This is a genomic window from Cyanobium gracile UHCC 0281, assembly GCF_034931305.1.
In the GTDB taxonomy this organism is placed as follows: Bacteria; Cyanobacteriota; Cyanobacteriia; order PCC-6307; family Cyanobiaceae; genus Cyanobium; species Cyanobium gracile_A.
In genome coordinates, this window is sequence record NZ_JAYGHY010000037.1 from 1 (window position 1) to 26,910 (window position 26,910).

Here is a 26,910-nt window from a genome sequence, read left to right on the forward strand (position 1 = left end):
GGCCCTGCAGCACCTGCGCCAGGCCCTGCTGCCGCCGTTGCTGGCCTGCGGCGAGGCGGAGCGCCAGGCCCTGCTCACGGGGCTGGCCGGCGGCCGCATCGCCGCCGGGCCCTCGGGAGCTCCCACCCGGGGGCGACCGGATCTGCTGCCCACCGGTCGCAACTTCTACAGCGTCGATCTGCGCGGCCTGCCGACGGAGGCCGCCTGGGACCTGGGTCGGCGCAGCGCCGAGCTGCTGCTGCAGCTCCATCTGCAGGAGGAGGGCGATGACCTGCGCACCCTGGCCCTCTCGGTGTGGGGGACCGCCACGATGCGCAACGGCGGCGAGGACATCGGTCAGGCCCTGGCCCTGATGGGGGTGCGGCCCGTCTGGGACGGCCCCACGCGCCGGCTGGTAGATGTGGAGGTGATCCCCCTGCGCCTGCTCGGGCGCCCCCGGGTGGACGTGACCCTGCGCATCTCCGGCCTGTTCCGGGACGCCTTTCCCCAGCTGGTGGGCTGGTTCAACCGCGCCACCCGCCTGGTGGCGGCCCTGCCGGAAGATCCCGATGACAATCCCCTGGCGGCCTCAGCCCGGCTGGAAGGCCACGGCGGACGCATCTACGGCTCGGCGCCTGGGGCCTATGGGGCCGGTCTTCAGGGTCTGATCGACAGCGGTCACTGGGAGGAGCGCAGTGACCTGGGCGAGGCGTTTCTTAACTGGAGCGCCTGGCGTTACGACGGCGATCCCGGCGATGGGGCCAACGGCGGCGCCATCGCCGCCACGGCGGATCGGGGCGGGCTCGAACGGCGTCTGGCCCAGGTGCAGGTGGTGCTGCACAACCAGGACAACAGGGAACACGATCTGCTGGATTCCGACGACTACTACCAGTTCCAGGGGGGCCTCAGCGCCGCCGCCGAACGGCTCCAGGGCCAGGCCCCGGCCCTCTGGTTCGGCGACCATTCCCGCAGCGAACGCCCCCGGCTGCATCGGCTGGAGCGGGAATTCGACAAGGTGCTTCGCTCACGCCTGCTCAATCCCCGCTGGATCGTGGCGATGCAGGAGCACGGCTATAAGGGCGGCTTCGAGATGGCCGCCAGCCTGGATTATCTGTTCGCCTACGACGCCAGCACTGGGCGGGTGCCGGACTGGGGCTATGGCGCCATCAGCGCGGCCTGGCTGGAGGACGGGGCCGTGCGCGACTTTCTGAGCCGCTCCAATCCATGGGCCCTGCGCGACATGGCCGAGCGGCTGCTGGAGGCCCACCACCGGGGCCTCTGGGAGGGGGCGGATCCGCAGCGGTTGGAGGGGCTGAGGGCCCTGGTGCTGGAGAGCGAGGGCCTGGTGGAGCAACGCTGAACCAGGCCCTGCTGTCCCTGCTGGGGATCAGAGGTCGAGGTCCCGCACCATCGAGCGGAAGGGGTCGGTGTTGCCGGGCTTGGCGGGTTGCTGGGTGATTTGTGGCTGGCTCTGGGCCTCCGCCTCCTTCTGTTGCTTCGCTGCCGCCGCACCACCGGGGATGTTGGTGGGGGTCACGGCAGTCCCCTTCATGCGCTGGCCCAGCTCGGCGGCGCTCATCTGCTGGGCGAAGGTCTTCTTGACGGGCTTGGGGATGCCACCGGTGAGGTTGACGGAACCCTTCTCGGTGGGCTGGATCCCGGCCAGGCCAGGGGTCATCTTCTCCACCCGGGCCTCCATGGAAGCCACCTCAGCCACCATCTCCTTGTCTCCCGGGCTGTCGGCGTTGCCGGGGAAGGTGTGGCGGATCGTGTTCGACCGCTTCATGAACTGGACATCGCCAAGGCTGGTGGAGGCCTCGGGATCGAGGAAGAAGGTCTCGGCCTTGGGTTTGGCCTTGGCCGCAGCCTCAGGCTTGGTCACCGAGGCGGCACGGGAACCGAACAGACGATCGAACAGGCCCATCGACGCAAGGAGAAACGTGTCAGCAAACCCTAGCGGCCATGGAGCACCAGCCCATGGGTATCCGTACCACAACTCATCAGAAGGCCCCGCCGCTCCAGATCCGCCGCGATCGCTTCGCACACCAGTTCGGTGGGTTGCCAGCGGGGCCGCATGGCGTAGTCGTACCAGACTTCGGCCCCGTCGAAGCCCAGATCCGCCGCCGCCGCGATCAGCCGCTGGTGGGGCAGGCGATAGCGGGCGGGGTGGGCCAGAAGCACCAGGCCCCCGGCGGCCTGGATCGCCGCCACCACCGCCTCGGCCCGCAGGGCCGGACCGACAACGGATGTGCCCTGAAGGTAGGGGTGCAGGGAGGGGTGCTCCTCAGCGAAACCCAGCCCCAGGACGTGGACCAGGCAACCCTCCAGCAGGCAGCTGATCTCCACCCCACGCCAGAGGACGGGGGCCGGCTCGCCCCGCCGTCTGCGTGCCTCGAAGGCGGAAGCGATGGCCCCATGGGCCGCCAGGGCGTGGTGATCGGTGACGGCCAGGTGCTCCAGACCGATGGCCAGGGCCTCGTCGGCCAGGTGCTCGGGATGGAAGCTGCCGTCACTGCAGATGGTGTGGCAGTGGAAGTTGAACCGCTCCGGGCAGCTGTCGGCCCGCACCTGGCGCAGCACCGGGGTGAGGGGATGGGAGAGGGCTTCAGGCCGCAGCACCACCGCTCTCCTCCTGGGCCAGCCGTTCGCTGCGCAAGCGCCGCCAGCGGGCATAGAACTGGATGGAAGCGGCCATGGCCACCACCAGGGCCACCAGGAACCAGGTGGCGGCACCGGTGGGGAACTGGTTCTTGAACACCACCAACATCACCACCAGCACCAGCAGCAGGGTGGGCAGTTCGTTCAGGGCCCGCAGCTGGCGGCCGCTCCAGAGGCACTCACCGCGCTGCAGCTGGCCCATCAGCCGGTAGCAGAACCAGTGGTAGAGGAGCAGACCCGCCACGGCCGCCAGCTTGGCGTGCATCCAGGCCTGTTTCAGCCAGATCGGCTCCACCAGCAGCAAGCCCACGGCCATGGCCACGGCCACCACCATGCCCGGGGTGGTGATGATGTTGGCCAGGCGCCGCTCCATCAGGGCGTACTGCGTTTCGAAAGCCTGCCGCACGGGGGGGTCCAGTTCGGCGGCCTCGCGGTGGTAGATGAACAGGCGCACCAGGTAGAACAGCCCGGCGAACCAGACCACCACCCCGACGATGTGGAGGGTCTTGAACCAGAGGTAGGCCCCGGGGGGCCAGCTCATGGCCAGGGGCAGCGGCAGCGTCATCTCAAGATCTGGGGGCACCAGGAGGCGCGTCGGATCGCCAAGTTAGACGGCAATAGCGGCGGGCCACGGCGGCGGCGTAGGCCCGATCCACGGGCCCCAGTTGGGGACTGATGCCCCCGTTGCGGCAGTCCACCAGGATCCGTTCACGGTGGTGGTCCTGGTCGCTCACCCGAAGCCTGAGCTGCCAGTGGTACTGGGCACTGCGGCTGATCTCGTCGCCGCAGACCTGCCCGACGCAGAGGCCCGGTGCGGCCAGCGCCGCCCCCCATGCCGAGGGGAGCAGCAGCCACAGGACCAGGGCTGCGGCCCCCAGCCGCCTGGAGAGCAGCCCTGCGGCACCCCACCTCCCAGCGGCTCTCATCCGGCCAGCTCCAGGGGGGCGTTCTCGCCGTCGCCAGCAGCATCCGGCTCCTCCATGGGGGGATGGAAGTGCTCCCACACCTGCCGCGCCATGGCCGGTCCGATCCCGGGGACCGCGGCGATCTGATCGGGACTGGCCAGCTGGATGGCGTCGATGGAGCGGAAGTGGGCCAGCAGATCCTTGACCCGCTTGGGTCCAAGCCCGGCGATGTCGCTGAGGCGGGAGCGCTTCATGCGCTCGCCCCGCTGCTGGCGGTGGAAGTTGACGGCGAAGCGGTGCGCCTCGTCCCGCAGTCGACGCAGCAGCACCACCCCCAGCTGGTCAGGCTCGGTGTCGAGGGGCTGGCTGGCCCCGGGCAGGAACACCTCCTCCCGCTGCTTGGCCAGGGAGCAGACGGTCAGGTCCTCGTGCAGGTCCAGCTCCCGCAGGGCCTCCATCACCGCCGACAGCTGGCCCTTGCCGCCATCGATCATCACCACGTCCGGCCAGTCGCTGAGGCCGTCGGTGTGCAGGGCTGAGGCACCGGCGCGGCGCAGGGCCGCCAGGTCGGCCCCCTCCCCCTTGGCCTGCGACCAGCGGCGGAAGCGCCGCCGCATGATCTCCGCCATCGCCATGAAGTCGTCGGAATGGCCGGCGCGAATGCTGCTGCTGCGGATCCGGTACTTGCGGTAATGCTGTTTGGCCGGCAGGCCGTCGATGAACACCACCTGGGAGGCGACGGCATCGCTGCCCTGGATGTGGCTGATGTCGTAGCCCTCGATCCTGCGCGGCGGCACCGGCAGCTCCAGCAGCTGGGCCAGGTCTTCGGTGGCCAGCAACTGTTGCTCCGCCCCCCGCTGGGCCCGGGCCAGTTCGAAGCCGGCATTGCGCTCGACCAGTTCGATCAGATCGGCCTTCTGGCGCCGCTGGGGCACGGCCAGCCGCACCTTGCGCCCCCGCCGTTCCGCCAGCCACTCGCTGATCAACTCCTGGGCCGGCAGGGCGTGCTGCAACACAAGCTCTGGCGGAATCTCCACCGGCTCCACCTGGCTGTAGTGCTCCTCGACCACCCGCTGCAGCACCTCGGCCGGTGTGGCGATCGCCGCATCGGCGGTGTAGCCGAGCCGCCCCACCAGCTTGCCGGCGCGCATCTGGAAGATCTGCACCGCCGCCACCCGATCGTCCGCCGCCAGGGCGATCACATCGCGGCTGACCGAGCTGTCCCCCAGGCTCATCTTCTGGTCAGCGGTGAGCAGGTCGAGGCCCTGGAGCTGATCGCGCACCCGGGCGGCGGCTTCGAAATCCAGCCGCTCGGCATAGCGGTCCATCTGTTGCCGCAGCAGATCCAGCAGCTCGTCATTGCGGCCCTGGAACACCATCGCCACCTTGCGCAGGATGTGGTGGTAGTCGTCAGAGCCGATCTTTTCCTGGCAGACCCCAGGACAGCGGCCGATATCGAAGTTGAGGCAGGTGCGGTCGCGATAGAGGGGCTGGGGACGCTGGCGCAGCGGGAACACCCGCTTGACCACCGCCAGGGTGCGGCGCAGCAGACCCACGTCCACATAGGGGCCATAGAAGCGATCCAGGGGGCTGCGCAGGCGACGGCGGCGGGTGATGAAGATGCGTGGGTAGGCCTCGCTCCAGGTGATGCAGAGGTAGGGGTACTTCTTGTCGTCCTTCAGCAGGACATTGAAGTGGGGCTGGTGGTTCTTGATCAGGTTCGATTCCAGCGCCAACGCCTCCGCCTCGCTGTCGGTGACGATGAACTCGATCTCGCAGACCTGTCGCACCATCAGGGCGATGCGGGGGCTGATGTCGTGGGAGCTGCGGAAGTAGCTGCGCACCCGCGCCCGCAGACTTTTTGACTTACCGATGTAGAGGATGCGATCACTCGCATCTCGCATCAGGTAACAACCTGGCTCCGCCGGCAGCTCCCGCAACCGGGCCGACAGCCGTTCACGCTGCAGCAGCAGCGGTCCGATGATGTCGCCGCCCGGAGTGCCGCCCGTCTCCGCCATGGCGGTGCCTCACCCGCCGTACTGCCAGCCCGTGGCGGACAGTTCCAGGGCGGGGGCGTCGCGGTGCAGGGTCGCCGTCTTGACTTCCCCCACGAACACGGTGTGATCCCCGTGGGCCACCTGGCCCACCAGGGTGCACTCCACGGCGCCGAGGGCGTCGTCCAGCACCGGCAGACCCAGGGGGCCCAGGCTGAAGGGCGCGGCGTCGAAGCGTCCGCCCACCCCCTTCTGAGGCTTGAAGAACACGGCGGCCAGGTCCTTCTGATCGGCGGCCAGCACATTGAGACAGAAGCGCCCGCTGCGCTGGATCATGCCGTTGCTGGTGGAGTCGGAGCGCACCGCCATCACCACCAGGGGCGGTTCAAAGGAGCCCTGGGTGACCCAGCTGGCCGTGAAGCCGTTCACCTCCTCGCCTTCGGCCACGCCGCAGATGAACACGCCGTGGGGAATCTTGCGCAGCAGGGTTTTCTTGGCGGCCGCGTCAAGGACAACATCGGTCATGGGGGTGGGCGGCGGGAATGCATCGACTCTAGGAACCTGACTGGGGCCGTCTCCATAGGCTGGGCGCATGCGAGCCCTCTATCCCGGCAGTTTCGACCCCCTCACCCTCGGCCACCTCGACCTGATCGAGCGGGCGGCGCACCTCTTTGATGGTGTCGTGGTGGCGGTGCTGATGAACCCGTCCAAGCAGCCCAGTTTTCCCCTTGAGCGCCGGCTGGAGCAGATCCGCACGGCCACCGAAGGGCTGGCGGGCATCGAGGTGGGCCATTTCGATGGGCTCACCGTGACCTATGCCCAGACCTGCGGCGCCCAGGTGATCCTGCGGGGTCTGCGGGCCATGAGCGACTTCGAATTCGAGTTGCAGATCGCACACACCAACCGCACCCTGGCCCCCCGCGTCGAGACCCTTTTCATGGCCACCTCAGCGCACCACAGCTTTCTGAGCAGCTCGGTGGTGAAGGAGGTGGCCCGCTTCGGTGGGGATGTCGGCCACATGGTCCCGCCGGGAGTGGCGATTGACCTGGAGAGGCTCTTTAATCGACAGGCAGCGCCCGAATCCCCATATGGCTGAAGTCCGTTTCTCCGTTCTCGACCAGCTGGACCAGCTGGAGGACATCGTCCTCGAAGGCAGCAGGATCCCGTTCAGCGGCGGACGGCTGGTCAACGAGCAGGACGCCATCGAGATGATGGATTCGCTGCGGGAGGCCCTGCCGGGGCAGATCTCCCAGGCCGAGGACCTGATCCGGCAGCGGGAGGGCTTCATCGAAAAGGCCAGGCTGCAGGCTGAGGAGATCGTCACCCAGGCCAGGCGTGAGCGGGAGCAGCTCATCAATGCCGCCGCCATCCGCCAGGAGGCGGAGCGCCAAGTGACGGAACAGCGGGAACTCGCCCGGCAGCAGTGTGAGCAGATGGTGCTGCAGGCGCGCCAGCAGGTGGCCCAGACCGAGCAGGAGCACCAGGCGCGGATGGCCCAGTTCGAGCAGCAATTCGCCGGTCGCCGCCAGCAGCTGGAGCAGGAAGCCCAGCAGCGCCGCCAGCAGCTGGAGCAGGAGGCCGCAGAACGCAACCGGCAACTGCTGGAGCAGCATGAGCGCGGCCGGGCCCAGGCCCTGCAGGATCTTGAAAGCATTCGCCAGGAAGGTCTGCGGGTTCAGCGTGAAAGCCAGGCCGAAGCCGAGCGCCTCCACGCCGATGCCCTTCAGTTCCGTCAGCAGACCCAGCAGCAGTGCGATGCCCTGATCGCCCGCACCCGCCAGGAGTCCTCCACCATTCAGGAGGGCGCCAATCGCTATGCCGAGCAGGTGCTGGGGGAATTGGAGGTGCGCCTCAAGGAACTCAGCCAGGTGGTCCTGGGGGGTCGGCGCGAGCTGGTGCGACTGCAGGGCCAGGAGACGGCCATCGCCAGTCGACCCCCCGAAGCTCCCATCCCCCTGGAAAATGCTGCGGTGGACCGGGCCCGCCGTGCCGCCGGCCGCCTCAAGCGTGCCGCCAGCCGGGGCCTGGCCAGCTGAGCACAGGCCCGGGAAACAGGGGGCTCAGAACGCCGGTTGGCAGGCCCCCACCGTCTGAACCTGGCGCAGAACGCGGCCGATGGTGGTGTTCGGCGCTCCCGCCCCGGCGGAGACGGCACTGACGTAGCGGGGGCCATCCGTGGTCTGGAGGATGCCGCTGATCGAGCGCACGCCGGTGAGGGTGCCGGTCTTGGCAAAGAACTGACCATCCAGGCTGGTGCCTTTGTAGAGGTTGCGCAGCGTGCCCCGCCGACCGGCGATGGCCATGGAACTGACGTAATCCCTGGAGTAGGGGTGGTGATCCATCCGCAGCAGCAGGGCCACCAGGAAACGGCTGGTGACCCGGTTGGCGCGGTCAAGGCCACTGCCGTCGGCGATCCGGACACCCTCCATCGGCAAGCCCTGGTCGTTCAGCCAGAGAAACGTGCGACGGCTGGCTTCAGCCAGGTCCCAGGTGTCGGCGGCCTGACGCAGCAACACTTCGGCGGTGAAGTTGTGGCTTTCGGTGTTGGCCAGGCTGAGCAGGCCGTGCATCGAGGTGGAGGGCTCCTCATGCACAAGCACGGCATCGCTGGGGAGCGGCTGACGGGCTGACACCAGGGCCAGCTGCACCTGCGGACCGCCGTTCCGGGCCATCGAGCGGCGCAGCAGGGTCTGCAGGCGGGAGGCGGGATTGCTCACCGCATCGTCGATGGCGTTGCTGGTGACGGCCAACCGGGTGATCGGAGCGCCGTAGGCATAGGCGCGGTCTCCCGTATGCCAGCCACTCGGCCACCAGTTCTGGGGGGCCTCCTCCGCCAGTTCCAGTCGCACAGGGGTTCCGGCCGCCATGGCCAGCTGGGCAAAGCGTTGCAGCTGGGGCAGGGCCAGATCGGGGTCCCCCTGGCCGACCATGCGCAGGGTGCCATCCTGAAGGCGCCACAACTGGGTGGTGAGCCGGTAGTCGGGGCCGAGCCGGTCGAGGGCGAAGGCGGTGCTGATCAGCTTCTGGTTGGAGGCCGGCACCCTCGGCTGCCGCCCGTTGACATCAGCCAGCAGCCGGCCACTGCCATCGGCGACACTCACGCTCCAGCGGGACTGTTCACCTCCCAGGACCTGGGCCACCTGCCGTTGCAGCAACGGGCAGCTGACCTCGCTGGCCAGCCGTGGCATGCCCACCGGTGGCGGCGCCACCGGCAGGGCGGCCATTGGCAGGGAGCGCAGGGCCCGGGGTGCGGGCAGTGCCGGTGCGTTCTGTGCCCAGACCGCCGTGCCCACGGGGCTGGTGCTCGCGGCCACCAACAGCACCGCCACGGCTCGCCGCGGGCTTTGAGGACGCTGCAGCCCGAGGAGAAGGCGAAGGGGCGTGGTCATCTCAGGACGCTCCGAGTTTCAGGCCGGTGACGGTGCCGTTGAACCGGTAGTTGGTTCCCTCCAGTTCCACCGGGGCCCCGATCTTGATCGTCTGGTTGCCGAAGACAACCCCACCGGATGTGCGGCGCCCCTGACCCTCGAGAACGAAACGCCCGTCAAAGGTGCTGAAGGTCTTCTGGTTGGGATCGGGGGCGCTCACCACGTTTCCGTCGGGAGTGAGGGTGGAGATGATCCGATCGAACGGAACGATCTGCTTCACCGCCACGCTGCCGTGGGGCTGGTTACGGATCACGATCGCCACCTTGCCCTCGGCACGGGCCTGTTGCAACAGCTCCAGCGGGGCCGCTGCGGGGGCACCACGTACATCCACCATCACGGTGACGGGCTCGAGGGAGCCGGTGGCCTGGGCCACCGCACCGCTGAGGCGGGGACTCCAGATCACGCCCCCGACCGCCAACAGCGCCGCCGCGGCAGCGCCGAGGTCGACGAGGCTCCAGGAACGGGAACGGGGCGAATCGCTGGGCATGGGCACCGGGAAGCCAGCGCGAAGTGTACGCAGCCTTTCCTCGATGCACCAGTCGGGCCGCCCAGTCAGTTCTGCAGGTCTTCGAGCATCTGGCCAAGGGCCCGCAGGTTGCTGCCAAGACCAGCCTCCTGGCGACCACTGAGGGCCAGGTCCTGCTGCTCGGCATCGGGTTTCTGCTCGAAGCGGCCAGCCAGCCGGTAGCCGTCGGGGTCGAGCCGGTAGAGCTCCCACTCGCCCGGGTAGGCGCAGCGCAGGGCGCTGTCGGCCTGGGGCAGCAGGGCATAGGCGGTCCGCCAGCCGGCCAGAAAGCCCTTGCGGCGCTGACGCGCCACGCTGCCGATGCCAATGGCGGCATCCTCCAGGGAGGGATTCAGCAGCACAACGGTGCCGGCGTGGCCGCCACACACCGCTTCCACCAGCTCGTACTCCGCCTGGCTGGCCCCCGCCAGCAGCAACAGCCCCGCGGAGGGGGCCTCCTGCTGGAGCCGGCGCTGATCGGAGAAGCTGCCGATGCGATCAGCCAGGGCCGGAGCATCACGGCGGGCCAGGGCCGTGGCACCGGCATCCGGGAACAGCAATCGCAGCTCGGTCCGATCAGCCAGCAGCCCCTCCAGCAGGCGCAGCACCACCGGCAGCAGCCGCAACCCTTCGAAGCGAAACTCCACGCTCCAGCGACCGCTGGATCCGGCCGCCAGGGCCGCCTGAAGGGCCTCAAGGGCTTCGGCTTCGGCGGTGCGCAGATCGGCAGGCAGCATCGACGGTCGGCAGGGCTGGGCGGACCCTACCCAGGCGCTGCGGCAACGCTGTGGCGTGTCTCTGCCAGAGCCGCCGGCAGGCCAGCCAGATCCACCGGGCTGAGCCAGGGTCCCAGGCTGATTCGCAGGCCGCTGGCGGCCTCCTCGGGGGAGTACCCCATGGCGAGCAGCACGGCGCTGGCGCCCGTCGCCCCGCCACTGCTGCAGGCCGATCCACTACTCACGGCATAGCCCCGACGGGCCAGCTCCCGCACCAGCCGGCGCCCGGGCAGCGATCGGCCGTCCGGACCAGAGACCAGCAGGCTGATGTGATGGGGCAGGCGTCCGCAGGGATCGTGCGGAGCCGGCCCGCTGAGGCGCACCCCCTCGCACTGCAACAGCGTCTCCAGCAGCTGATCTCTCAGGGGTCCGATGGGGTCCGCGCCGCCATGGCCCGCCTGTCGCTGCCCGGCCAGCTCGAGGGCTGCGGCGAATCCAGCCACCAGGGCCACGGGCTCGGTGCCACCGCGACGGCCCGCCTCCTGCACGCCGCCGATCAGGGGCTCCAGCCGCAGCCCGCGTCGGACCAGCAGGGCGCCGACTCCGCGGGGACCCTGGAGCTTGTGGGCCGCGCAGCTGAGCAGATCGATGGGCAGCTGGCGGAAATGAAGGGGTTGGTGGCCCACCACCTGAACCGCATCGACATGGAGCAGCACGCCGGCCTGGCGGCAGAGCCGGCCGATGCTGTCGATCGGCTGAAGCGTGCCCACCTCGCTCTGGCCCCAGAGGATCGACACCAGTCGGGTCGGCGGCTGCAACAGCTCCTGGAGCGCCTCCAGATCGACCACACCGCGGCGATCCACCGGCAGGAGCTGGCGCTGCCAGCCCCGCCTCTCCATGGCGGCGGCCGCCGCGTAGCTAGCGGGATGCTCCACCGCCGAGAGCAGCACCCGCCCGGGCTCCATGGAGCCGGCGCAGCCGAGCAGGGCGGTGTGGATGGCTTCGCTCCCACCCGACAGGAGCACCAGTTCGTCCCGGTCGCAGTCCAGCTGTTCGGCGATGGCCAGGCGGTCCCGCTCCAGCCGGTCCGACGCCGCCAGGCCGAAGCCATGCAGGCTGGAGGGATTGGCCCAGGCCTGCCGATGGGCCTGGGCCATGGCCTCGAGCACCTCCGGCGCCGGCGGGCTGGTGGCGCAGGCATCGAGGTAGACCCCAGGGGCAGGCCCTGACCTTGCAGGGGCCTCAGGGGACGGCGGGTTCATCGCGGGAGAGGCGACCCCGGGTGCGGGATTCCAGGGACTCGCCAGCCAGGGCGACCAGATCATCGAGGGAGAGACCCTCCAGCAGGGCTGTGACGCGGGCCCGGGCGTCGGCGCTGGCGCAGGCCTCGGGGCGGAGGCAGCCGTTGATGCACACCGTCGCGCAATCCAAACTGGCCTGGGCCGGGGACGGGTCGGTCTCGACAAGGGGCGTCGCCGCGGCGGCAGGCCGTTCGTCTCCCAACCCGAACAGGGAGGGGGCCACCACCCCGTCGAACACCGCCTCGGCCGGGCCGGTCATGAACACGTGGCCGCTGACCTCGTCCCAGTCGATCTCCAGGGGGCCACCGGGCAGATCGAGCCGGGCCTGGCGGTTGGCCAGGCCCAGCAGGTGGCAGGCCACCAGGGTGGCGCAGGCGCCGGTGCCGCAGGCCAGGGTGGGCCCTGCCCCCCGTTCCCACACCCGCATCACCAGATGGTCGGGAGCGATCACCTCAACAAAATGGACATTGGTGCGGGCTGGAAACGCCTCGTGCACCTCCAGGGCGGCCCCCAAGGTGTCCAGATCAATGGCCGCCACGTCGTCGACCGGGACCACGGCATGGGGATTGCCCATGCCGGCGGCCGCCACGGCCAGGGGCTGGCCCAGCACCTCCAGCACGCCCACCGGCAGCCCCTCCACCCCGACGTCAAGGGCAGTGGGAATGGTCTCCGGCGTCAGGAAGGGGGCGCCCATGTCGACGCGGATGCGGCCGTCGTCAGCCAGGGCCGGCACGATGCGGCCGGCCAGGGTCTCGACCTCCCAGCGGCGAGGGGCGACGTCGCCGTCACTGTCGGCCAGGAACCGGGCCAGACAGCGGATGCCGTTGCCGCACATCTCGGGCTCGCTGCCGTCGGCGTTGAAGATGCGCATGCGCAGTTCGCCGCCCTCCCTTGGCGGCAGCGCCAGGATCACGCCATCACCGCCAACCCCGAAGCGACGGTCGCAGAGCCGCTGCACCCGCTCGGGGGTCAAACCGAACAGCTCCTCAGAATCCTCTAGGCTGCGGCCGTCAAGCAGCAAGAAGTCATTCCCAAGACCCTGGTATTTGCTGAATTGGAGCACTTGGAGCACCGTTCCGTAAGTCCTGGAGGTTGGGGTCGATCCTATGCAGAGTTTCTTTGAACGACGGGGGCCCAGGCTCGACACGACCCTGCCCAGCGTGCGCCATGTTCAGGAGCTGATCCGCATCCGCACCCCCGTGAACGTCGTCCTGCTGTCCGGCCAGGAGTATGACGGCGTGATCCGCTGGCAGGACATCCATTACCTGGCCATGAGCACCGAACCCGGCACCCCGCTGCTGTTGATCAGCCTGGCGGCGATCGCCTCGCTGCGCGCCCTCAACTGAGCCACCTGGGTTGTGACACGATCACATCCACCCCATAGGGCCCGTGACAGAACCCTCCCGCTACCGTCCCGAGACGATTGAGCAGCGCTGGCAGCGGCAGTGGGAGCAACTGGGACTCCACGCCACCCCTGACCTCACCGCCGACAGCGGCGACGCCTACTACGCCCTGTCGATGTTCCCCTATCCCTCGGGGAGCCTGCACATGGGCCATGTGCGCAACTATGTGATCACCGACGTGATCGCCCGGGCGGCCCGTTTGCGAGGCCGGCAGGTGCTCCACCCCATGGGCTGGGATGCCTTCGGGCTGCCGGCGGAGAACGCCGCGATCGAGCGGGGTGTCGACCCGGGGGACTGGACCGACCGCAACATCGCCCAGATGCGCGAGCAGCTCAAGCGCCTGGGTCTGTCGATCGACTGGGACCGGGAAGTGGCCACCTGCCACGCCGATTACTACCGCTGGACCCAGTGGCTGTTCCTCCAGTTCCTTGATGCCGGCCTGGCCTATCGCAAGGAGGCGACGGTCAACTGGGACCCGATCGACCAGACGGTGCTCGCCAACGAACAGGTGGATGCCGAAGGGCGCTCCTGGCGCTCCGGTGCCCAGGTGGAGAAGCGCCGGCTGCGCCAGTGGTTCCTGAAGATCACCGCCTACGCCGATGCCCTGCTCGACGATCTCCCCTCCCTGGAGGGCTGGCCGGAGCGGGTGCGCACGATGCAAGCCAACTGGATTGGCCGCTCCCTCGGGGCCGAGCTCACATTCACGGCCGAAACCGGAGAGGCCATCACCGTCTTCACCACCAGGCCCGACACCATTTACGGGGCCACCTACGTGGTGCTGGCGCCGGAGCATCCCCTGGTGGCCGCGCTGACCACGGACGACTGCCGTCTCTCCGTGACGGCCTTCTGCGACCTGGTCAGCCGCCAGAGCGAGCAGGAGCGCACGGCAGAGGACCGTCCCAAACGGGGGGTGCCGATCGGCGCCTGGGCGCGCAACCCCGCCAGCGGCGAACGCATCCCCGTCTGGATCGCCGACTATGTGCTGGCGGAGTACGGCACCGGTGCCGTGATGGGGGTTCCTGCTCACGACCAGCGCGACTTCGCCTTCGCCCGCCAGTACGAACTTCCCGTCAGGCGGGTGGTGATCCCCGAGGGGTCCGACCCCCACGCCTACGAGGGCCAGGCCTGGACCGAACCCGGCGTGCTGATCGCCTCCGGTCCCTTCGACGGTCTGACCACCGCCGAGGCGAAGTCTGCCATCGTCGCCTGGGCCGAAGAGCAGGGCTGGGGCCAGGGACGGGTGCAGTATCGACTGCGCGACTGGCTGATCTCCCGCCAGCGCTACTGGGGTTGCCCCATCCCCGTGATCCACTGCGACAGCTGCGGCGTGGTGCCGGTGCCCGACGACCAGCTGCCGGTGGAGCTGCCCCGGGACATCCCCCTGAGCGGCAAGGGGGGCACCCCCCTGGCCAAGTTGGAGTCGTGGGTGAACGTGCCCTGCCCCTGCTGCGGTGCCCCCGCCCAGCGGGAGACCGACACCATGGACACCTTCATGTGCTCGTCCTGGTACTACCTGCGCTACAGCGACCCCCACAACGACCAGCGACCCTTCGGGCGCGACGCCGTTGACCGCTGGTTGCCCGTGGATCAGTACGTGGGTGGCATTGAGCACGCCATCCTGCACCTGCTCTATTCCCGGTTCTTCACCAAGGTGCTGCGGGACCGGGGGTTGCTGGGCTTCTCCGAGCCCTTCGCCCGCCTGCTCACCCAGGGCATGGTGCAGGGCATCTCCTACCGCAACGCCCACACCGGCCAGTACGTGGCGCCGGCCCAGGTGGCCGACCCCAGCGACCCCCGCGACCCGATCAGCGGCGAGGTGCTGGAGGTGTTCTACGAAAAGATGTCGAAGTCGAAGCACAACGGCGTCGATCCGGCCGTGGTGATCGACCGCTACGGCGCCGACACGGCCCGCATGTTCATCCTGTTCAAGGCGCCGCCCGAGAAGGATCTCGAGTGGGATGACGCCGATGTGGAAGGCCAGTACCGCTTCCTGCAACGCCTCTGGCGCCTGGTGGAGGGGGCCCACGGCCGGGGCCTGCGCCTGGCTGGGCCTGGGGTGTGCTCGGTGCCGCCGCTCGATGCTGCCTCCCTCAGCGACGGGGAGCGGCAGCTGCGGCGGGCCGTCCACACGGCCATCGCCGCCATCAGTGAAGACCTGGAGGGGGAGCTCCAGCTCAACACCGCTGTCTCGGAGCTGATGAAGCTCAGCAATGCCCTGGGCACTCACCTGGACGGGGCTGGCCCGGCGGTGGGCCGCGAGGCGCTCGCCACCCTGCTGATCCTGCTGGCCCCTTTCGCGCCCCACCTTGCGGAGGAGCTCTGGCAGAAGCTCAACGGCCACGGGGATGGGGAGAGCGTGGCGGCGGCGGCGAGTGTCCATCGCCAGCGTTGGCCCGTCGTGGATCCGACCGCCCTGGTGCGCGACACCATCCCCCTGGTCATCCAGGTCAAGGGCAAAATGCGCGGCAGTCTGGAGGTGCCCGCCGACGCCGATGCGGCCACCCTGGAGCGCCTGGCCCTGGAAAGCGAGGTGGCCCAGCGCTGGCTGGAGGGTCAGCCCCCCCGGCGGGTGATCGTGGTGCCCGGCAAGCTGGTCAACCTGGTGCCCTGAGGGCTGCGGCGTGGTGGTGCAGGTGGTCGTCGATGAAGCTGGCGATGAAGAAGTAGCTGTGGTCGTAGCCCTCCTGGTAGCGGAGCTGCAGGGGGTGCCCAGCCGCTGCGGCCGCCGCCGCCAGTTCGGCTGGCCGCAGCTGGCTTTCGAGGAACGGGTCGGCGAGGCCCTGGTCCACCAGCAGGGGCAGTCGCTCCGCCGCTGAGGCGAGCAGACGCGTGGCGTCCCAGCCAGCCCAGGCCCGTTGATCCGCCCCCAGGTAGGCCCCGAAGGCCTTATGGCCCCAGGGACAGGCAGAGGGGTGGCAGATGGGCGAGAAGGCTGACACCGAGCGGTAGCGACCGGGGTGCCGCAGGGCCGCCACCAGGGCGCCGTGCCCCCCCATCGAATGGCCGCTGATGCTGCGCGCCTGGCTCAGGGGCAGCTGGGCCTCCAGCAGGGCGGGCAGCTCCTCCACCACATAACTGTGCATCCGGTAGTGGCGGTCCCAGGGGGAGGCGGTGGCATCCACGTAGAAACCGGCCCCATGGCCCAGGTCCCAGCCGCCCTGTGGATCCGTGGGCACGTCAGCCCCCCTGGGGCTGGTGTCGGGTGCCACCAGGGCCAGGCCGAGCGCGGCGGCGAGGCGATGGGCCCCGCCCTTCTGCATGACGTTCTCGTCGGTGCAGGTGAGGCCCGACAGCCAGTAGAGGGCTGGCACCCGTTCGCCGGCGAGGGCCTGGGGGGGCAGGAACACCGCCAGGGTGGCCGGGCTGTTCAGCTCCGATGACAGGTGGCGGTAGCGGCGGTGCAGACCGCCGAAGCTGCGGTTTTCGCTGAGCAGCTCAAGCATGGTTGTGGGTACCGTCTGCGGCGGTCAGAAGTGGATCACGGAGCGGATGCTCTGGCCGGCGTGCATCAGATCAAAGGCGCGGTTGATGTCCTCCAGTCCCATCGTGTGGGTGATGAAGCGCTCGAGGGGGATCTCCCCCTGCTGGAACCGTTCCACGTAACCCGGCAGCTCGCTGCGGCCGCGCACCCCACCGAAGGCGGAGCCCCGCCACACCCGCCCCGTCACCAGCTGGAACGGCCGGGTGGCGATCTCCTGTCCCGCTCCGGCCACGCCGATGATCGTGGACTCGCCCCAGCCCTTGTGGCAGCACTCCAGGGCGGCGCGCATCACCTGAACGTTGCCGATGCACTCGAACGAGTAGTCGACACCGCCATCGGTGCGATCAATCACCACCTCCTGGATGGGGGCGTCGAAGGCCGTGGGATCGAGGCACTCGGTGGCGCCGAGCTGGCCGGCGATGGCGAACTTGTCGGGGTTGGTGTCGATGCCGATGATCCGCTCGGCCCCGGCCATCACCGCCCCGATGATCACCGCCAGGCCGATGCCGCCGAGGCCGAAGACGGCCACGCTGCTGCCCGGCTCCACCTTGGCAGTGTTGAGCACGGCGCCGATGCCGGTGGTGACCCCGCAGCCCAGCAGGCACACCTTCTCCAGCGGCGCCTCGCGGGCGATCTTCGCCACGGCGATCTCGGGCACCACCGTGTATTCGGAGAAGGTGGAGGTGCCCATGTAGTGGAAGATCCGTTCGCCATTCCGGGAGAAGCGGCTGCTGCCATCCGGCATCAGGCCCCGACCCTGGGTGGCCCGGATCGCCTGGCAGAGATTGGTCTTGCCGGACAGGCAGAAGCGGCAGGCGCGGCATTCGGGCGTGTACAGCGGGATCACGTGGTCTCCCACCGCGAGGGAGGTCACCCCTGGCCCGATCTCCTCGACCACCGCACCGCCCTCGTGGCCGAGCACCGCCGGGAAAATCCCCTCGGGATCGGCCCCGGAGAGGGTGAAGGCATCGGTGTGGCACACACCCGTCGCCACCACCCGCAGCAGCACCTCGCCGGCGCGGGGCCCTTCCACGTCGATCTCGGTGACTTCCAGCGGCTGGCCGGCGGCCCAGGCGACCGCGGCACGGGATCGGACCATGGGAAAGGTCTGAAACCTATCAGGTGTGGTGGAAGGTGAGGCTGTCCGGCCGGCCCCAGTCGCCAACGGCGCCATAGCCGCGCTCGTTGGCGCACAGATGACGCAGCAGCCAGAACACCGGCTCCACGGCCTCCAGCTCCAGTTCCGCCTGGATCGCGGCCAGGCTGCGGGGCTGGCCATCGGCCAGCAGCCCTTCCACCTGGCTCTGGACGGACAGGATCCCGGCGGCCGCCAGCTTGCCGGCTTCCACGCCTGGCTGGTGGTAGGCGTTGACGTTGACGAGCTCTCCGTAGAGCCCCACCGCCCGCTCGAACAGGCCGATCAGGGCCCCGAGGCCCCGCTCATCGAAGCGGCGCAGGGTGATGGTGATGCTCTGGCGGTCCTGCTCGGCGAGGGCCGTTCGGGTGCCCTGCAGGAAACCTTCGAGGAAATCGGCGGGGGACTCGCCATCAATCGTGGCGATCTCCTGCGCATCCTCCAGGACCTCGATGAACGTCACGAAGAAGTTGTCGAGCCCGTCGCGCAGCTGTTGCACATAGGCGTGCTGATCGGTGGACCCCTTGTTGCCATAGACGGCAAGGCCCTGGTGCACCACCTGACCGTCCCGGTCGAGCTTTTTCCCCAGGGACTCCATCACCAGTTGCTGCAGGTAGCGGCTGAACACCTCCAGCCGGTCGCGGTAGGGAAGCACCACCATGTCGCGGCGACCGCGGCCGCCACCGGCCACATGCCAGGAGGCGGCCAGCAGGGCGGCCGGGTTAGCGCGCAGATCGGGCACGCGCGTGAGGCGATCCATCGCGGCGGCCCCCTCCAGGAAGCCGCGCAGGTCGGCACCGATCAGGGCGGCGGGCAACAGGCCGACGGCACTGGTGATGCTGGTGCGCCCCCCCACCCAATCGAACATGTCGAAGCGTCGCAGCCAGCCGGCGGCCTTGGCCTCCTGATCCAGGTGGCTGCCCGCCATCGTCACGGCCACGGCCTGGGCGCTCCAGTCACCACCGGCCGCCACCACCCGGGCCCGCGCCTGCACCATGCCGAGGTGAGGTTCGGGGGTTCCCCCCGATTTACTCACCACGATCACCAGGGTGGTGGTGAGCCGCTCGCCCAGGGCGGCCAGGGTGAGGGCCATGCCGTCGGGGTCGACGTTGTCGAAGAAGTGGAACGGCAGACCCCTGCCATGGCGCTGGAGAGCCCTGAGCATCAGCAAAGGACCGAGCCCCGAGCCGCCGATGCCGATCCAGAGGACATCGGTGAAGGGCCCGCCGCCGGGCGCCGTGATCGCCCCCGCCAACACGTCTCCGCCGAAGGCTTCGAGGCGATCCACCTCGGCGCCGATGGCAGCCGACACGGCTGGATCGGGAGCCAGGTCCGGGGCCCGCAACCAGTAGTGACCCACCTGGCGCCCCTCGTCGGCGTTGGCGATGGCACCGGCCTCCAGGGCCTCCATGGCGGCGAAGGCGCGAGCGAAGGGGGCCTGAAAGCCCTCCAGATCCGCCTCCTCCAGGGCCATGCGGCTGACGTCGAGCCAGAGGCAGAGGTCGGGATCGTGCCAGATCAACTGGCGGAAACGCTCCCAGAGGGCAACGGAATCGTGGCCGTTCAACGGCGGCAGCGGGGACATGGCTCCTGGGACGCCGTGACGGGCCCCCGAACCGTATCCATCCGCCTCCACGTTCGGCAAGCGGATCGACGGATGAGGGTCATCCGCCACAGGGTCCAGCGGTAAGAGCGCCCTCGGCAGACGGCCAATCTGGAAGTCTTCGTTACAATTGCACCACAAAGCATTGTTTTGCTTGCTGCCGCGCCTCGCAGGAACTAGCTCCGCACGCTCACCGTGGCGGCTTCGCGTTGTCCTGCAGGGCGCCTCTTTGCTGGGGGCTGTCGGACTGTGTCTGGTCCCCTTGATCCGCGAACCCCAGCTCCAGGGCCGCAGGCCCGTGCTGCTCACCGATGGGACGCGTGGCATTGACGCCTTCCCCCTGATCACTCCCTCCACCAGCGAAGGCCTCCGGCCCGACCCAATCGATTTCAGCCCCGAGGAACTGCGGGAGCTCAATCGCCGCTTCGGCGTCCACGGGCCCCAGCCCCGTCTTGCCCAGCTCTTCACCGAGGGGATCGACCAGCTCCAACCCCTGCGCACCCACACCCTCGGGCGCCTCGAGGAGCTCAGGCCGGTGATCCTCAGCGAAAGCCGCCGATACCAGATCAACCCGATGCTGGTGACGGCCGTTCTGTTCGACGAATTGCAGCACGCCAAGCCCGGCGAGGACCATCCCCTGGCGGCCCGCAGCGGCCTGTTCAGCACCCACGGACCTGCCCAGCTCAGCCTCGGCGAACTGGTCAAGCAGGGCCTCCTGCCCGCCGATGCCACGCCGGAGCAGATCGATGAAGCCCGCATGAAGTTGCTCGATCCCGATCGCAACGTGCGGCTGCTGGTGGGCAAGTTCGTTCGCCTCAAGCAGGCCCTGGGTCTGCCCGACCGGGCCTTGCTGATGGCCAGCACCTCTCCGGCCGATGCCAAAGCGATGGCCACGCTGGCCTACCTGCACAACGGCAAGCTCGATTACCCCGCGCGGGTGCTGCGCTACATGCAGGACCCGGAACTGCACGCCCTCCTCTACGGCAGCCGCAAGCCGATCACCAGTGCGCTGATCTGACCCCGCGCTTCAGAGCCTCACAGGCCGACGCCATCAGCACAGAACACCGATCGAAGCCAGACGCACCTGCAGCTCACGCCAGTCGAAACTGCGCGGATCCATGCGTTCCCCACCCAGATCCACATGGCGGTGGGTGGTGATGTTGTTGGCCGGAATGCTGAAGCGACGCATCCAACGGCCCAGGACGATCGCCAGGGCGTCGTACTGGGCGGCGGTATAGCCGCTGTGGGCGGGGTCCTGGTCCTCCCCGTCGATGGGTGTTTCCAGGCTCAGGTGCAGGGAGAAGTTGTTGATCGACCCGCCCACCTCAGGATTGGTCACCACCCAGCGGCCGTTGAAGGCGGAATTGCCAGACCCGAAGGCCCGCTTGGAAGGATCGAGCACCTCCACCACCCGGCCGTCCAGGCCGATCAGGGTGTGGTAGCTCACCTGGTCCTCGTCCCGGGGATGGGGCGTCATGAACGTGTTGATCGCCGAGTTGATGCCGTAAACGGTCTCGTGCAGCACGACGACCTGGGGGGTGGGATCCAACGGCTGGCCGAAGACATCCTGGCGAAAGCGCTCGCCGTAGTTGCTCGGATCGATGCGCAGTCGGATGGTCTCGTAGCGGAGGCGCTCCGCCAGCGCGAGCAGGCGGCCGCGCAGTTGGGGATCGGCCTGGCAGGCGCCCCCCAGCGGGGTACGCCAGGCCGCATGGGGCGGTGGCAAGGCCTTGACCGGTGGGGGTTGCTGCGGCCGGCCGCCGGCGCCCGGGGACTGGCGCACCTCCTCCAGCAGGTCGAGCAGGGAGGCGCGGCCGCCGGCGTTGCCCGGGGCGCCGAACAGGTCGCGGCCCAGCCAGGTGAGTCCGCCGATGCTCAGCACGCCCGCGCCAGCCACCGCCAGCACCAGGGGGCGCAAGGACGCACTCATACCTGCAGCGACAGCCAGCGCCGCCGGTTCAGATCCGTGTGCTCGTTGGCCAGCAGCGGGTCGACCACCAGCTGCCAGCTGACCACGGCTGGGGGTTCGGGCCGCAGCCTGGTGGTGCGCACCAGACCATCACGGCAGTAGAGCAGCTCCCGCTCTGCCGGCGTCGTGAGGGGGCCGATGGCCAGGGTGAGGTCGTCCGGCCGCCGCAGGCGCACACCATCGAGGGCCAGCAGCTCATCGCCGCTCTGCAGGCAAGCCCGTTCGGCCGGGCCGTCCCTGTGCACCCGCTTCAGCTGCATCGGCCTGTCAGCGGCGTCCTCCAGCAGCCAGCCGAGGAAGGGCTCCGTCGCTGGCTTCGGCACCAGGGCCAGGCCCACGTCTGCCAGGTAACCGGCCAGATCGGGGTCGTCGGTGCTCTCCAGCCAGTGGGGCAGGAGCTCGGCCAGGTCGGCGGCCTGCTCGGCGAAAGCCGCCACCAGGTCGTCGTTCCGGTAGCCCCGGCCCCAGGCCCCATGGCGGCGCCAGAGGTCCCGCAACACCAGGGCCAGGCAGGATCCCTGTCGCCGCAGATGCAGGTCGAGCATCAGGGCGACCACGGCACCCTTGAGGTAATAGCTGATCTGGCTGTCGGCGGAGGAGGCGTCCTGCCGGTACAGCTTCACCCAGGCTTCTTCGGCGCTCTGCCGTAACCCCTGCACCCGGCGCCCGGGGGTCAGCAGGTAGCGGCTGAGGTCAGCCCCCAGATCGTCCAGCAGTTCGGCTTCTGTGCCGATGCCGGCCGCCAGGGGCAGCAGCAGATCGAGATAAGAGGTGACGCCTTCGGCAAACCACAGACCGGGCACGATCGTGACCCGGTCGTAGTCGATGGGCGTGAGCTCGGCGGGCCTGAGGCGGCGCACATTCCACTGGTGGAGGTACTCGTGGGCCACCAGTTGCAACAGCTTGCGGCGACCCGCTGGAGCGGCCAGGGATCGGCGTCCGAACTGCAGCACGCAGCTGTGGTCGTGCTCGAGGCCGCCATAGGCCTCGCCCAGCAGATGCAGCACGAACAGATAATTGTCGCTGGCGGGCGCCGGCTCCCCCATCAGGCGGCAGCAGGCCAGGGCGACCCGCTCCACATCGGCGAGCCAGAGGGGATCGTCGGCGGGCAGGTCGGCGCCCCAAGTCACCCAGCGGTGCGGGACCCCGGCGACGCTGAAGTGGTGGCATGGATGGGGGCCGGCCTCGACCGGACTGTCGATCAGCTGGTCGAAGTCGGCGGCGATCCAGGCGTTGTCACCATCGCTGGGGAGGGGAACGAAGGCCTGCCATCCCTCGGGCAACGTCAGCGCGAGCCGATGGGGGTGCCAGCGTTCGCCGCTCACCTGCAGGACCACCCCGGCCAGAGCCAGAAAGCCGTGGTCGGCACTGAGGTGGCAGGTGCGCACGCTCAGCTCCGTGGCCTGGAGGCGGTAGCGAATCACCAGTGGTGCCAGGCTGGTGAGCTCCAGACGCCAGCAGGCCTGCGCCGCTCGCGCGCTGGCCACGGGGATTCCCCCCTGGTGCACCTCCAGGGCCTCCAGATGGCGGACGTAGTCGCGGATCAGGTAGGAGCCCGGCGTCCAGGCGGGCAGGCGCAGCTCCGGCTGCAGGCAACGGGGCGTGAGATGGAGCGTGACCCTGACCAGGTGACGCTGAGGTTCACGCAGATCGAGCTGGACGGTCGGCCCGGCGGCCGGATCTCGAAGCGGTGGGTCGTCAGACACGGAGCTCGATCGACGCCGTGGGGAGGGCCAGGCTGGCGTCCTGGAGAGCCACTCTGGCGGCATAGGCCCGGGTGATCCGGCCCAGCAGCCGCTGCAGGGCGGTGTTGCGGCTGAGGCGTTGGAGATCGCCCACCACGGCCAGCGATCCATCCGACTGCCGGGTCCATCCCAGGCCCTGGCCATCCTGGAGCTGCAGCTGCAGCATCACCTCCTGCCGTTCGCCGCCGAAGCCGACGAGTTCACCGCCACGGCGCCAGGGGAGGTTGAGGGAGGAGAGGGTGTCCGCCAGGACATCGGCATCCCGCAGCACGGTGGGCAGGATGGAGAGATGGGACATGGACCTGATGCCCGATTCCGCTGACCATAGCGATCCCAGCGAGTCTCTCCAGTGGCCATTGCCACAGCCGCTTCCGGCCAGGGAGGCCCCACTGCGATTAGCGGTGATGGCCTCCGGTGAAGGGAGCAACTTCGAGGCCCTGGTTGAGGCCTGCTCGGAGGGGCGCCTGCAGGGAGACGTGGTCGTTCTGGCAGTCAATCGGGAGGGCTGCGGAGCCCAACGCCGGGCCGAACGGCTCGGCATTCCCTGCCAGGTGATCGACCACCGCCATCAGCCGTCCCGGCAGGCTCTGGACCAGGCCCTGATCGCCCTGTTCCGGGCGCACCGGGTCGATCTGGTGGTGATGGCGGGCTGGATGCGGATCGTCACCCCCGTGCTGATCGACGCCTTCCCAGGTCGGCTGGTGAACATCCACCCCTCCCTGCTGCCCAGCTTCCGCGGCGCCGATGGGGTGGGGGACGCCCTGGCCGCCGGGGTCACCCTGGCGGGCTGCACGGCCCACCTGGTGAGTGCCGAAGTGGATGCGGGCACGATCCTGGTCCAGGCGGCGGTGCCGGTGCTGGCGGGGGACGACCGGCAGCGGCTCCACGCCCGCATCCAGACGCAGGAGCATCGGATCCTGCCGCTGGCCGTCAGCCTGGCCGCCCAGCGGCTGGCTCAGGGGTAGAAGGGCAGCAGCGGCAGTCCGGTTCCCGCCTCCAGACCACTGAGCAGGTTGAGGCACTGCACCCCCTGGCCGGCCTGCCCCTTCACGAGGTTGTCGATGGCGCTCATGATGATGAGTTGGCCGGTTCGCGGGTCGACCTGCACCGAGAGCAGGCAGCGGTTGGTGTTGCGCACCCATTTGGTGGAGGGATAGGTCCCCACCGGCAGCACCTGCACCGTGGGACTGTGGCGGTAGGACGCCTTGAGCAGGGTGGTGCAGTCCTCAGCCGTGAGTCCGGGGTCCCGCAGCCGTCCGTAGACCGTGGCCAGCAGGCCGCGCACCATCGGCATCAGGTGGGGGGTGAACTGGAGCTGGATCGGCTGGCCCGCCGCCTGGCCGGCCAGTTGCTCGATCTCACTGGTGTGGCGATGGCCGACCACCCCGTAGGGAGCTACCGCTTCAGCGGCTTCGGCCAGCAGCAGGTTCTCCTTGGCGGCCCGGCCGCCGCCCGATGTGCCCGTCTTGGCATCAATCACGATGCCGTTGGTCTCGATCAGTCCCTGCTCGAGGAAGGGCAACAGGGCCAGCAGGCTGGCCGTGGGGAAACAACCGGGGGCGGCCACCAGGCGAGCCTCGCGGATGCGCGCCTCAGCCACTTCCACCAGCCCATACACCGCCTCCTGGCAGAGGTCGCCGTCCTGGCGGGACACCTGGCGGGCTTCGGCGGCGTAGACCTCCTCCCACTGGGACAGGGAGCGGTAGCGGTAGTCGGCCGAGAGATCCACCACCTTGACGCCGCGCTGCAGCAATTCGGGCACCAGACCAGCCGCCAGGCCGTTGGGCAGGCTCAACACGGCCAGATCGGCCGCGGCGGCGATGGCATCCGGATCGGGCGAACGCACCACCAGGTCGTCCTCCAGGGGCAGGAAGGGCACCAGTTCGCTCCAGCGCTTGCCCGTGCTGCGTTCCCCGCCCAGAAAGCTCACCGTGAGATGGGGGTGGCCCTGCAGCAGCCGCAGGGTCTGCAGTCCCCCGTAGCCGCTGGCACCGATCACCGCAACGCGCTGTCCAGCCATGCGGAACGAAGAAGAACGCTGGATCGTACCGGCACCCTATAAATAAGGATCGATCCTTTCCCCGATCCATTCCGCTCCCTTGACCGTCCTGTCCGGCCCACGTCAGTCCACAGGCATTCACTTCGATGCCATCGCCGATGCCCTGGCGGCGATCCGCAACGGCGAATCGATCGTGGTGGTGGATGACGAGAACCGCGAGAACGAAGGTGATCTGATCTGCGCGGCCCAGTTCGCGACACCCCAACAGATCAACTTCATGGCCACCGATGCCAGGGGACTGATCTGCCTGGCCATGGAAGGGGAACGGCTCGATGCCCTGGATCTGCCCCTGATGGTGGATCGCAACACCGACAGCAACCAGACCGCCTTCACAGTCAGCGTGGATGCCGGGCCGGAGCGGGGGGTGAGTACGGGGATCTCGGCGGAGGACCGGGCCCGGACGATCCAGGTGGCGATCCATCCGGACTCGCGCCCCGCCGACCTGCGCCGGCCCGGCCACGTCTTCCCCCTGCGGGCGCGCCAGGGCGGCGTGCTGCAACGGGCCGGCCACACCGAGGCCGCCGTCGACCTGGCACGCCTGGCCGGGCTCTATCCCGCCGGTGTGATCTGCGAGATCCAGAACACCGATGGCTCCATGGCCCGCCTGGCCCAGCTCGCCGACTACGCCCGACAGCATGGGCTGCGGCTGATCAGCATCGCCGACCTGATCCGCTATCGCCTGGACACCGAGCGCTTCGTGGCCCGCCAGGCGGAGGCCACCCTGCCCAGCAGCTTCGGCCAGTTCCGAGCCATCGGTTACCGCAACGAACTCGACGGCAGCGAGCACGTGGCGATCGTCAAAGGCTACCCCGAACGGGGCACGGGTCCGGTGCTGGTGCGGGTGCACTCCGAATGCCTCACCGGGGACGCCTTCGGCTCGCTGCGCTGCGACTGCCGGCCCCAGCTGGAGGCGGCCCTGCGCATGATCGAGTCGGCCGGGGAGGGCGTGGTGGTCTACCTGCGCCAGGAAGGGCGGGGCATCGGCCTGATCAACAAGCTCAAGGCCTACAGCCTCCAGGACGGCGGGCTCGACACGGTGGAGGCCAACGAACGGCTGGGCTTCGCCGCCGACCTGCGCAACTACGGCGTCGGCGCCCAGATCCTCAGCGACCTGGGGGTGCGCCGGCTGCGCCTGATCACCAACAACCCCCGCAAGATCGCCGGTCTGGGTGGCTACGGTCTCCAGGTGGTCGACCGGGTGCCGCTGGTGATGGATCCCGGCATCCACAACGCCGCCTACCTGCGGGTGAAGCGCACCAAGCTGGGCCACCTGATGGATGTGGAGTCGCATGGACTGACGGCCGTGCTGGGCTGGCACGGCCCCGAGGATGCCCTGCTGGGGGCCAGCCGTCTGGAAAGCCTGCGGGAGTGGGCCCGGCGCAAGGGCCTGCTGCTGGAGCGCGAGGAGGATCCCCGCCTGTTGGCCCTGCTGCATCGTCCAGGTCTGGCCCTGCTGCTCGCCGCCCAGCAGGGACGTCAGCTCACCGCCGCCGACCTGGCTGGTCCGCTGATGGAGATGGCCCGGTGGCAGGGCACCTCAGGGGTGAAGCTGCTGCTGGCGCCCGATGCCCGCCGCAAGGCCCATCCGAGCATCGATCTGGAGCCGGAGCGCAGGCAACTGACGGATCTGGTGCCGCCAGGGTTGGCCGCCGCGGAGGCTGCGGCCCCGATCCTGACCTGCCCGCTGCTCAACCTCACCCCCGGAGCCTTCATCGTCTGGAGCTGAGGCGGGCCCGCCGTTCGGTTGCGGACGGTGAAGGCGGTAGCCATGATCACAGCGTCTTTGCACCACGGCGTCAGTGCAGGGCCGAAAAGCGGCTAGGGGTGGAAGAGCAGCTCTGCGAAAGGGAAGGAGATGGGTCAGGCCGTCCGCCATTTCGGTCGCCAACTCGGCAAGGCCTTGAGCCTCCGGCAGGATTCAGGCCGACTCTCCCTGGAGAGCGTCCTGAGCGGTACGGCCCTGTGGCTGGCCGTGCTCTACCTGATGCAGGACGTGGCCGCGGCGGCGACCCCACCGGGGGAGCAGGCC

At 69.3% G+C, this 26,910-nt stretch carries 26 protein-coding genes; 8 read left to right on the forward strand and 18 right to left on the reverse strand.

The genetic code is table 11. From position 1 onward, the window contains the following. Positions 1 to 1,339, forward strand: a 1,339-nt coding sequence (locus tag VB739_RS11040) for a cobaltochelatase subunit CobN (protein ID WP_323357111.1), incomplete at its 5' end; no start/stop codon positions are given. A 27-nt stretch (positions 1,340 to 1,366) separates the two neighbouring features. On the opposite strand, the gene VB739_RS11045 is transcribed toward VB739_RS11040, so the two are convergent. Genes VB739_RS11045 through VB739_RS11070 form a run of 6 tightly spaced genes read right to left on the reverse strand, consistent with a single transcriptional unit; the run spans position 1,367 to position 6,061 of the window. After that, positions 1,367 to 1,903, reverse strand: a complete 537-nt coding sequence (locus VB739_RS11045; RefSeq protein ID WP_323357112.1) for a hypothetical protein — start codon at positions 1,901 to 1,903, stop codon at positions 1,367 to 1,369. Positions 1,904 to 1,932: 29 nt separating this feature from the next. Continuing rightward, complete coding sequence (locus tag VB739_RS11050; RefSeq protein WP_323357133.1) at positions 1,933 to 2,598, reverse strand: PHP domain-containing protein; 666 nt, start codon at positions 2,596 to 2,598, stop codon at positions 1,933 to 1,935. Next, complete coding sequence (gene hemJ, locus VB739_RS11055) at positions 2,585 to 3,178, reverse strand: protoporphyrinogen oxidase HemJ (protein WP_323357134.1); 594 nt, start codon at positions 3,176 to 3,178, stop codon at positions 2,585 to 2,587. The genes VB739_RS11050 and hemJ overlap by 14 nt, the downstream gene beginning before the upstream one ends. Positions 3,179 to 3,203: 25 nt before the next feature. Then, the gene (locus tag VB739_RS11060) at positions 3,204 to 3,563 is read right to left on the reverse strand and encodes a hypothetical protein (protein WP_323357113.1); all 360 of its coding nucleotides are present in this window, start codon (positions 3,561 to 3,563) and stop codon (positions 3,204 to 3,206) included. Continuing rightward, a complete protein-coding gene (gene uvrC, locus VB739_RS11065; protein ID WP_323357114.1) occupies positions 3,560 to 5,560 on the reverse strand; it encodes an excinuclease ABC subunit UvrC in 2,001 nt (666 codons plus the stop codon). Before uvrC ends, VB739_RS11060 begins: the two co-directional genes overlap by 4 nt. Before the next feature lie 9 nt (positions 5,561 to 5,569). Continuing rightward, positions 5,570 to 6,061, reverse strand: coding sequence for a flavin reductase family protein (locus VB739_RS11070; RefSeq protein WP_216908674.1), 492 nt, complete (start codon positions 6,059 to 6,061; stop codon positions 5,570 to 5,572). A gap of 67 nt (positions 6,062 to 6,128) precedes the next feature. Here VB739_RS11070 and coaD point away from each other — a divergent pair, with 67 nt between their 5' ends. Both coaD and VB739_RS11080 read left to right on the forward strand, forming a co-directional pair. Beyond that, positions 6,129 to 6,632, forward strand: a complete 504-nt coding sequence (gene coaD, locus VB739_RS11075) for a pantetheine-phosphate adenylyltransferase (RefSeq protein ID WP_323357115.1) — start codon at positions 6,129 to 6,131, stop codon at positions 6,630 to 6,632. Further along, a complete protein-coding gene (locus VB739_RS11080) occupies positions 6,625 to 7,572 on the forward strand; it encodes a hypothetical protein (protein WP_323357116.1) in 948 nt (315 codons plus the stop codon). The genes coaD and VB739_RS11080 overlap by 8 nt, the downstream gene beginning before the upstream one ends. A 24-nt stretch (positions 7,573 to 7,596) precedes the next feature. On the opposite strand, the gene VB739_RS11085 is transcribed toward VB739_RS11080, so the two are convergent. The 5 genes from VB739_RS11085 to dapF form a co-directional block, all read right to left on the reverse strand. Continuing rightward, on the reverse strand, positions 7,597 to 8,925 hold the full coding sequence (locus tag VB739_RS11085; protein ID WP_323357117.1) for a D-alanyl-D-alanine carboxypeptidase/D-alanyl-D-alanine-endopeptidase: 1,329 nt from the start codon (positions 8,923 to 8,925) through the stop codon (positions 7,597 to 7,599). A gap of 1 nt (position 8,926) precedes the next feature. Then, a complete protein-coding gene (locus tag VB739_RS11090; protein WP_323357118.1) occupies positions 8,927 to 9,451 on the reverse strand; it encodes a DUF4330 domain-containing protein in 525 nt (174 codons plus the stop codon). Between the two features lie 65 nt (positions 9,452 to 9,516). Beyond that, positions 9,517 to 10,206, reverse strand: a complete 690-nt coding sequence (locus tag VB739_RS11095; protein ID WP_323357119.1) for a DUF1995 family protein — start codon at positions 10,204 to 10,206, stop codon at positions 9,517 to 9,519. A 26-nt stretch (positions 10,207 to 10,232) separates the two neighbouring features. Further along, entirely contained in the window at positions 10,233 to 11,447 is a 1,215-nt protein-coding gene (locus tag VB739_RS11100) for a cysteine desulfurase family protein (RefSeq protein ID WP_323357120.1), read from the reverse strand. Next, positions 11,428 to 12,507: a diaminopimelate epimerase gene (gene dapF, locus VB739_RS11105; protein WP_416233324.1), complete on the reverse strand. Its 1,080-nt coding sequence runs from the start codon at positions 12,505 to 12,507 to the stop codon at positions 11,428 to 11,430. The genes VB739_RS11100 and dapF overlap by 20 nt, the downstream gene beginning before the upstream one ends. An 85-nt stretch (positions 12,508 to 12,592) precedes the next feature. Between dapF and VB739_RS11110 the strand changes: the two genes are divergently transcribed. After that, positions 12,593 to 12,832 carry an Hfq-related RNA-binding protein gene (locus tag VB739_RS11110; RefSeq protein WP_323357122.1) on the forward strand — a complete coding sequence of 80 codons (240 nt, stop codon included), beginning with the start codon at positions 12,593 to 12,595 and terminating at the stop codon, positions 12,830 to 12,832. 43 nt (positions 12,833 to 12,875) lie between these two features. Continuing rightward, on the forward strand, positions 12,876 to 15,500 hold the full coding sequence (leuS, locus tag VB739_RS11115; protein ID WP_323357123.1) for a leucine--tRNA ligase: 2,625 nt from the start codon (positions 12,876 to 12,878) through the stop codon (positions 15,498 to 15,500). On the opposite strand, the gene fghA is transcribed toward leuS, so the two are convergent. From fghA to VB739_RS11130, 3 genes are read right to left on the reverse strand one after another with little or no spacing between them, the layout of a single operon-like run. Next, a complete protein-coding gene (fghA, locus tag VB739_RS11120) occupies positions 15,484 to 16,332 on the reverse strand; it encodes an S-formylglutathione hydrolase (protein WP_323357124.1) in 849 nt (282 codons plus the stop codon). The two genes, leuS and fghA, sit on opposite strands and share 17 nt — an antisense overlap. A gap of 24 nt (positions 16,333 to 16,356) precedes the next feature. Continuing rightward, positions 16,357 to 17,469 carry an S-(hydroxymethyl)glutathione dehydrogenase/class III alcohol dehydrogenase gene (locus VB739_RS11125; protein WP_323357125.1) on the reverse strand — a complete coding sequence of 371 codons (1,113 nt, stop codon included), beginning with the start codon at positions 17,467 to 17,469 and terminating at the stop codon, positions 16,357 to 16,359. A 19-nt stretch (positions 17,470 to 17,488) separates the two neighbouring features. After that, complete coding sequence (locus tag VB739_RS11130; RefSeq protein ID WP_323357126.1) at positions 17,489 to 19,090, reverse strand: glucose-6-phosphate isomerase; 1,602 nt, start codon at positions 19,088 to 19,090, stop codon at positions 17,489 to 17,491. Between the two features lie 280 nt (positions 19,091 to 19,370). Between VB739_RS11130 and VB739_RS11135 the strand changes: the two genes are divergently transcribed. Continuing rightward, entirely contained in the window at positions 19,371 to 20,126 is a 756-nt protein-coding gene (locus VB739_RS11135; protein WP_416233325.1) for a helicase DnaB, read from the forward strand. Positions 20,127 to 20,159: 33 nt separating this feature from the next. Here VB739_RS11135 and VB739_RS11140 read toward each other — a convergent pair whose 3' ends face one another. The 3 genes from VB739_RS11140 to VB739_RS11150 are packed head-to-tail and all read right to left on the reverse strand — an operon-like array spanning position 20,160 to position 23,120. After that, on the reverse strand, positions 20,160 to 21,038 hold the full coding sequence (locus VB739_RS11140) for a peptidoglycan recognition family protein (protein WP_323357127.1): 879 nt from the start codon (positions 21,036 to 21,038) through the stop codon (positions 20,160 to 20,162). Beyond that, entirely contained in the window at positions 21,035 to 22,783 is a 1,749-nt protein-coding gene (locus VB739_RS11145; RefSeq protein ID WP_323357128.1) for a M61 family peptidase, read from the reverse strand. Before VB739_RS11145 ends, VB739_RS11140 begins: the two co-directional genes overlap by 4 nt. Beyond that, the gene (locus VB739_RS11150) at positions 22,776 to 23,120 is read right to left on the reverse strand and encodes a DUF1257 domain-containing protein (protein ID WP_323357129.1); all 345 of its coding nucleotides are present in this window, start codon (positions 23,118 to 23,120) and stop codon (positions 22,776 to 22,778) included. The genes VB739_RS11145 and VB739_RS11150 overlap by 8 nt, the downstream gene beginning before the upstream one ends. A gap of 7 nt (positions 23,121 to 23,127) precedes the next feature. Here VB739_RS11150 and purN point away from each other — a divergent pair, with 7 nt between their 5' ends. Then, positions 23,128 to 23,787, forward strand: a complete 660-nt coding sequence (gene purN / locus VB739_RS11155; RefSeq protein ID WP_323357130.1) for a phosphoribosylglycinamide formyltransferase — start codon at positions 23,128 to 23,130, stop codon at positions 23,785 to 23,787. Here purN and argC read toward each other — a convergent pair. Further along, positions 23,778 to 24,842, reverse strand: coding sequence for an N-acetyl-gamma-glutamyl-phosphate reductase (argC, locus tag VB739_RS11160; protein ID WP_323357131.1), 1,065 nt, complete (start codon positions 24,840 to 24,842; stop codon positions 23,778 to 23,780). The two genes, purN and argC, sit on opposite strands and share 10 nt — an antisense overlap. A gap of 79 nt (positions 24,843 to 24,921) precedes the next feature. On the opposite strand from argC, the gene ribBA reads away from it, so the two are divergent. Then, on the forward strand, positions 24,922 to 26,607 hold the full coding sequence (gene ribBA, locus VB739_RS11165) for a bifunctional 3,4-dihydroxy-2-butanone-4-phosphate synthase/GTP cyclohydrolase II (protein ID WP_323357132.1): 1,686 nt from the start codon (positions 24,922 to 24,924) through the stop codon (positions 26,605 to 26,607). The last annotated feature ends 303 nt before the right edge of the window (positions 26,608 to 26,910 follow it).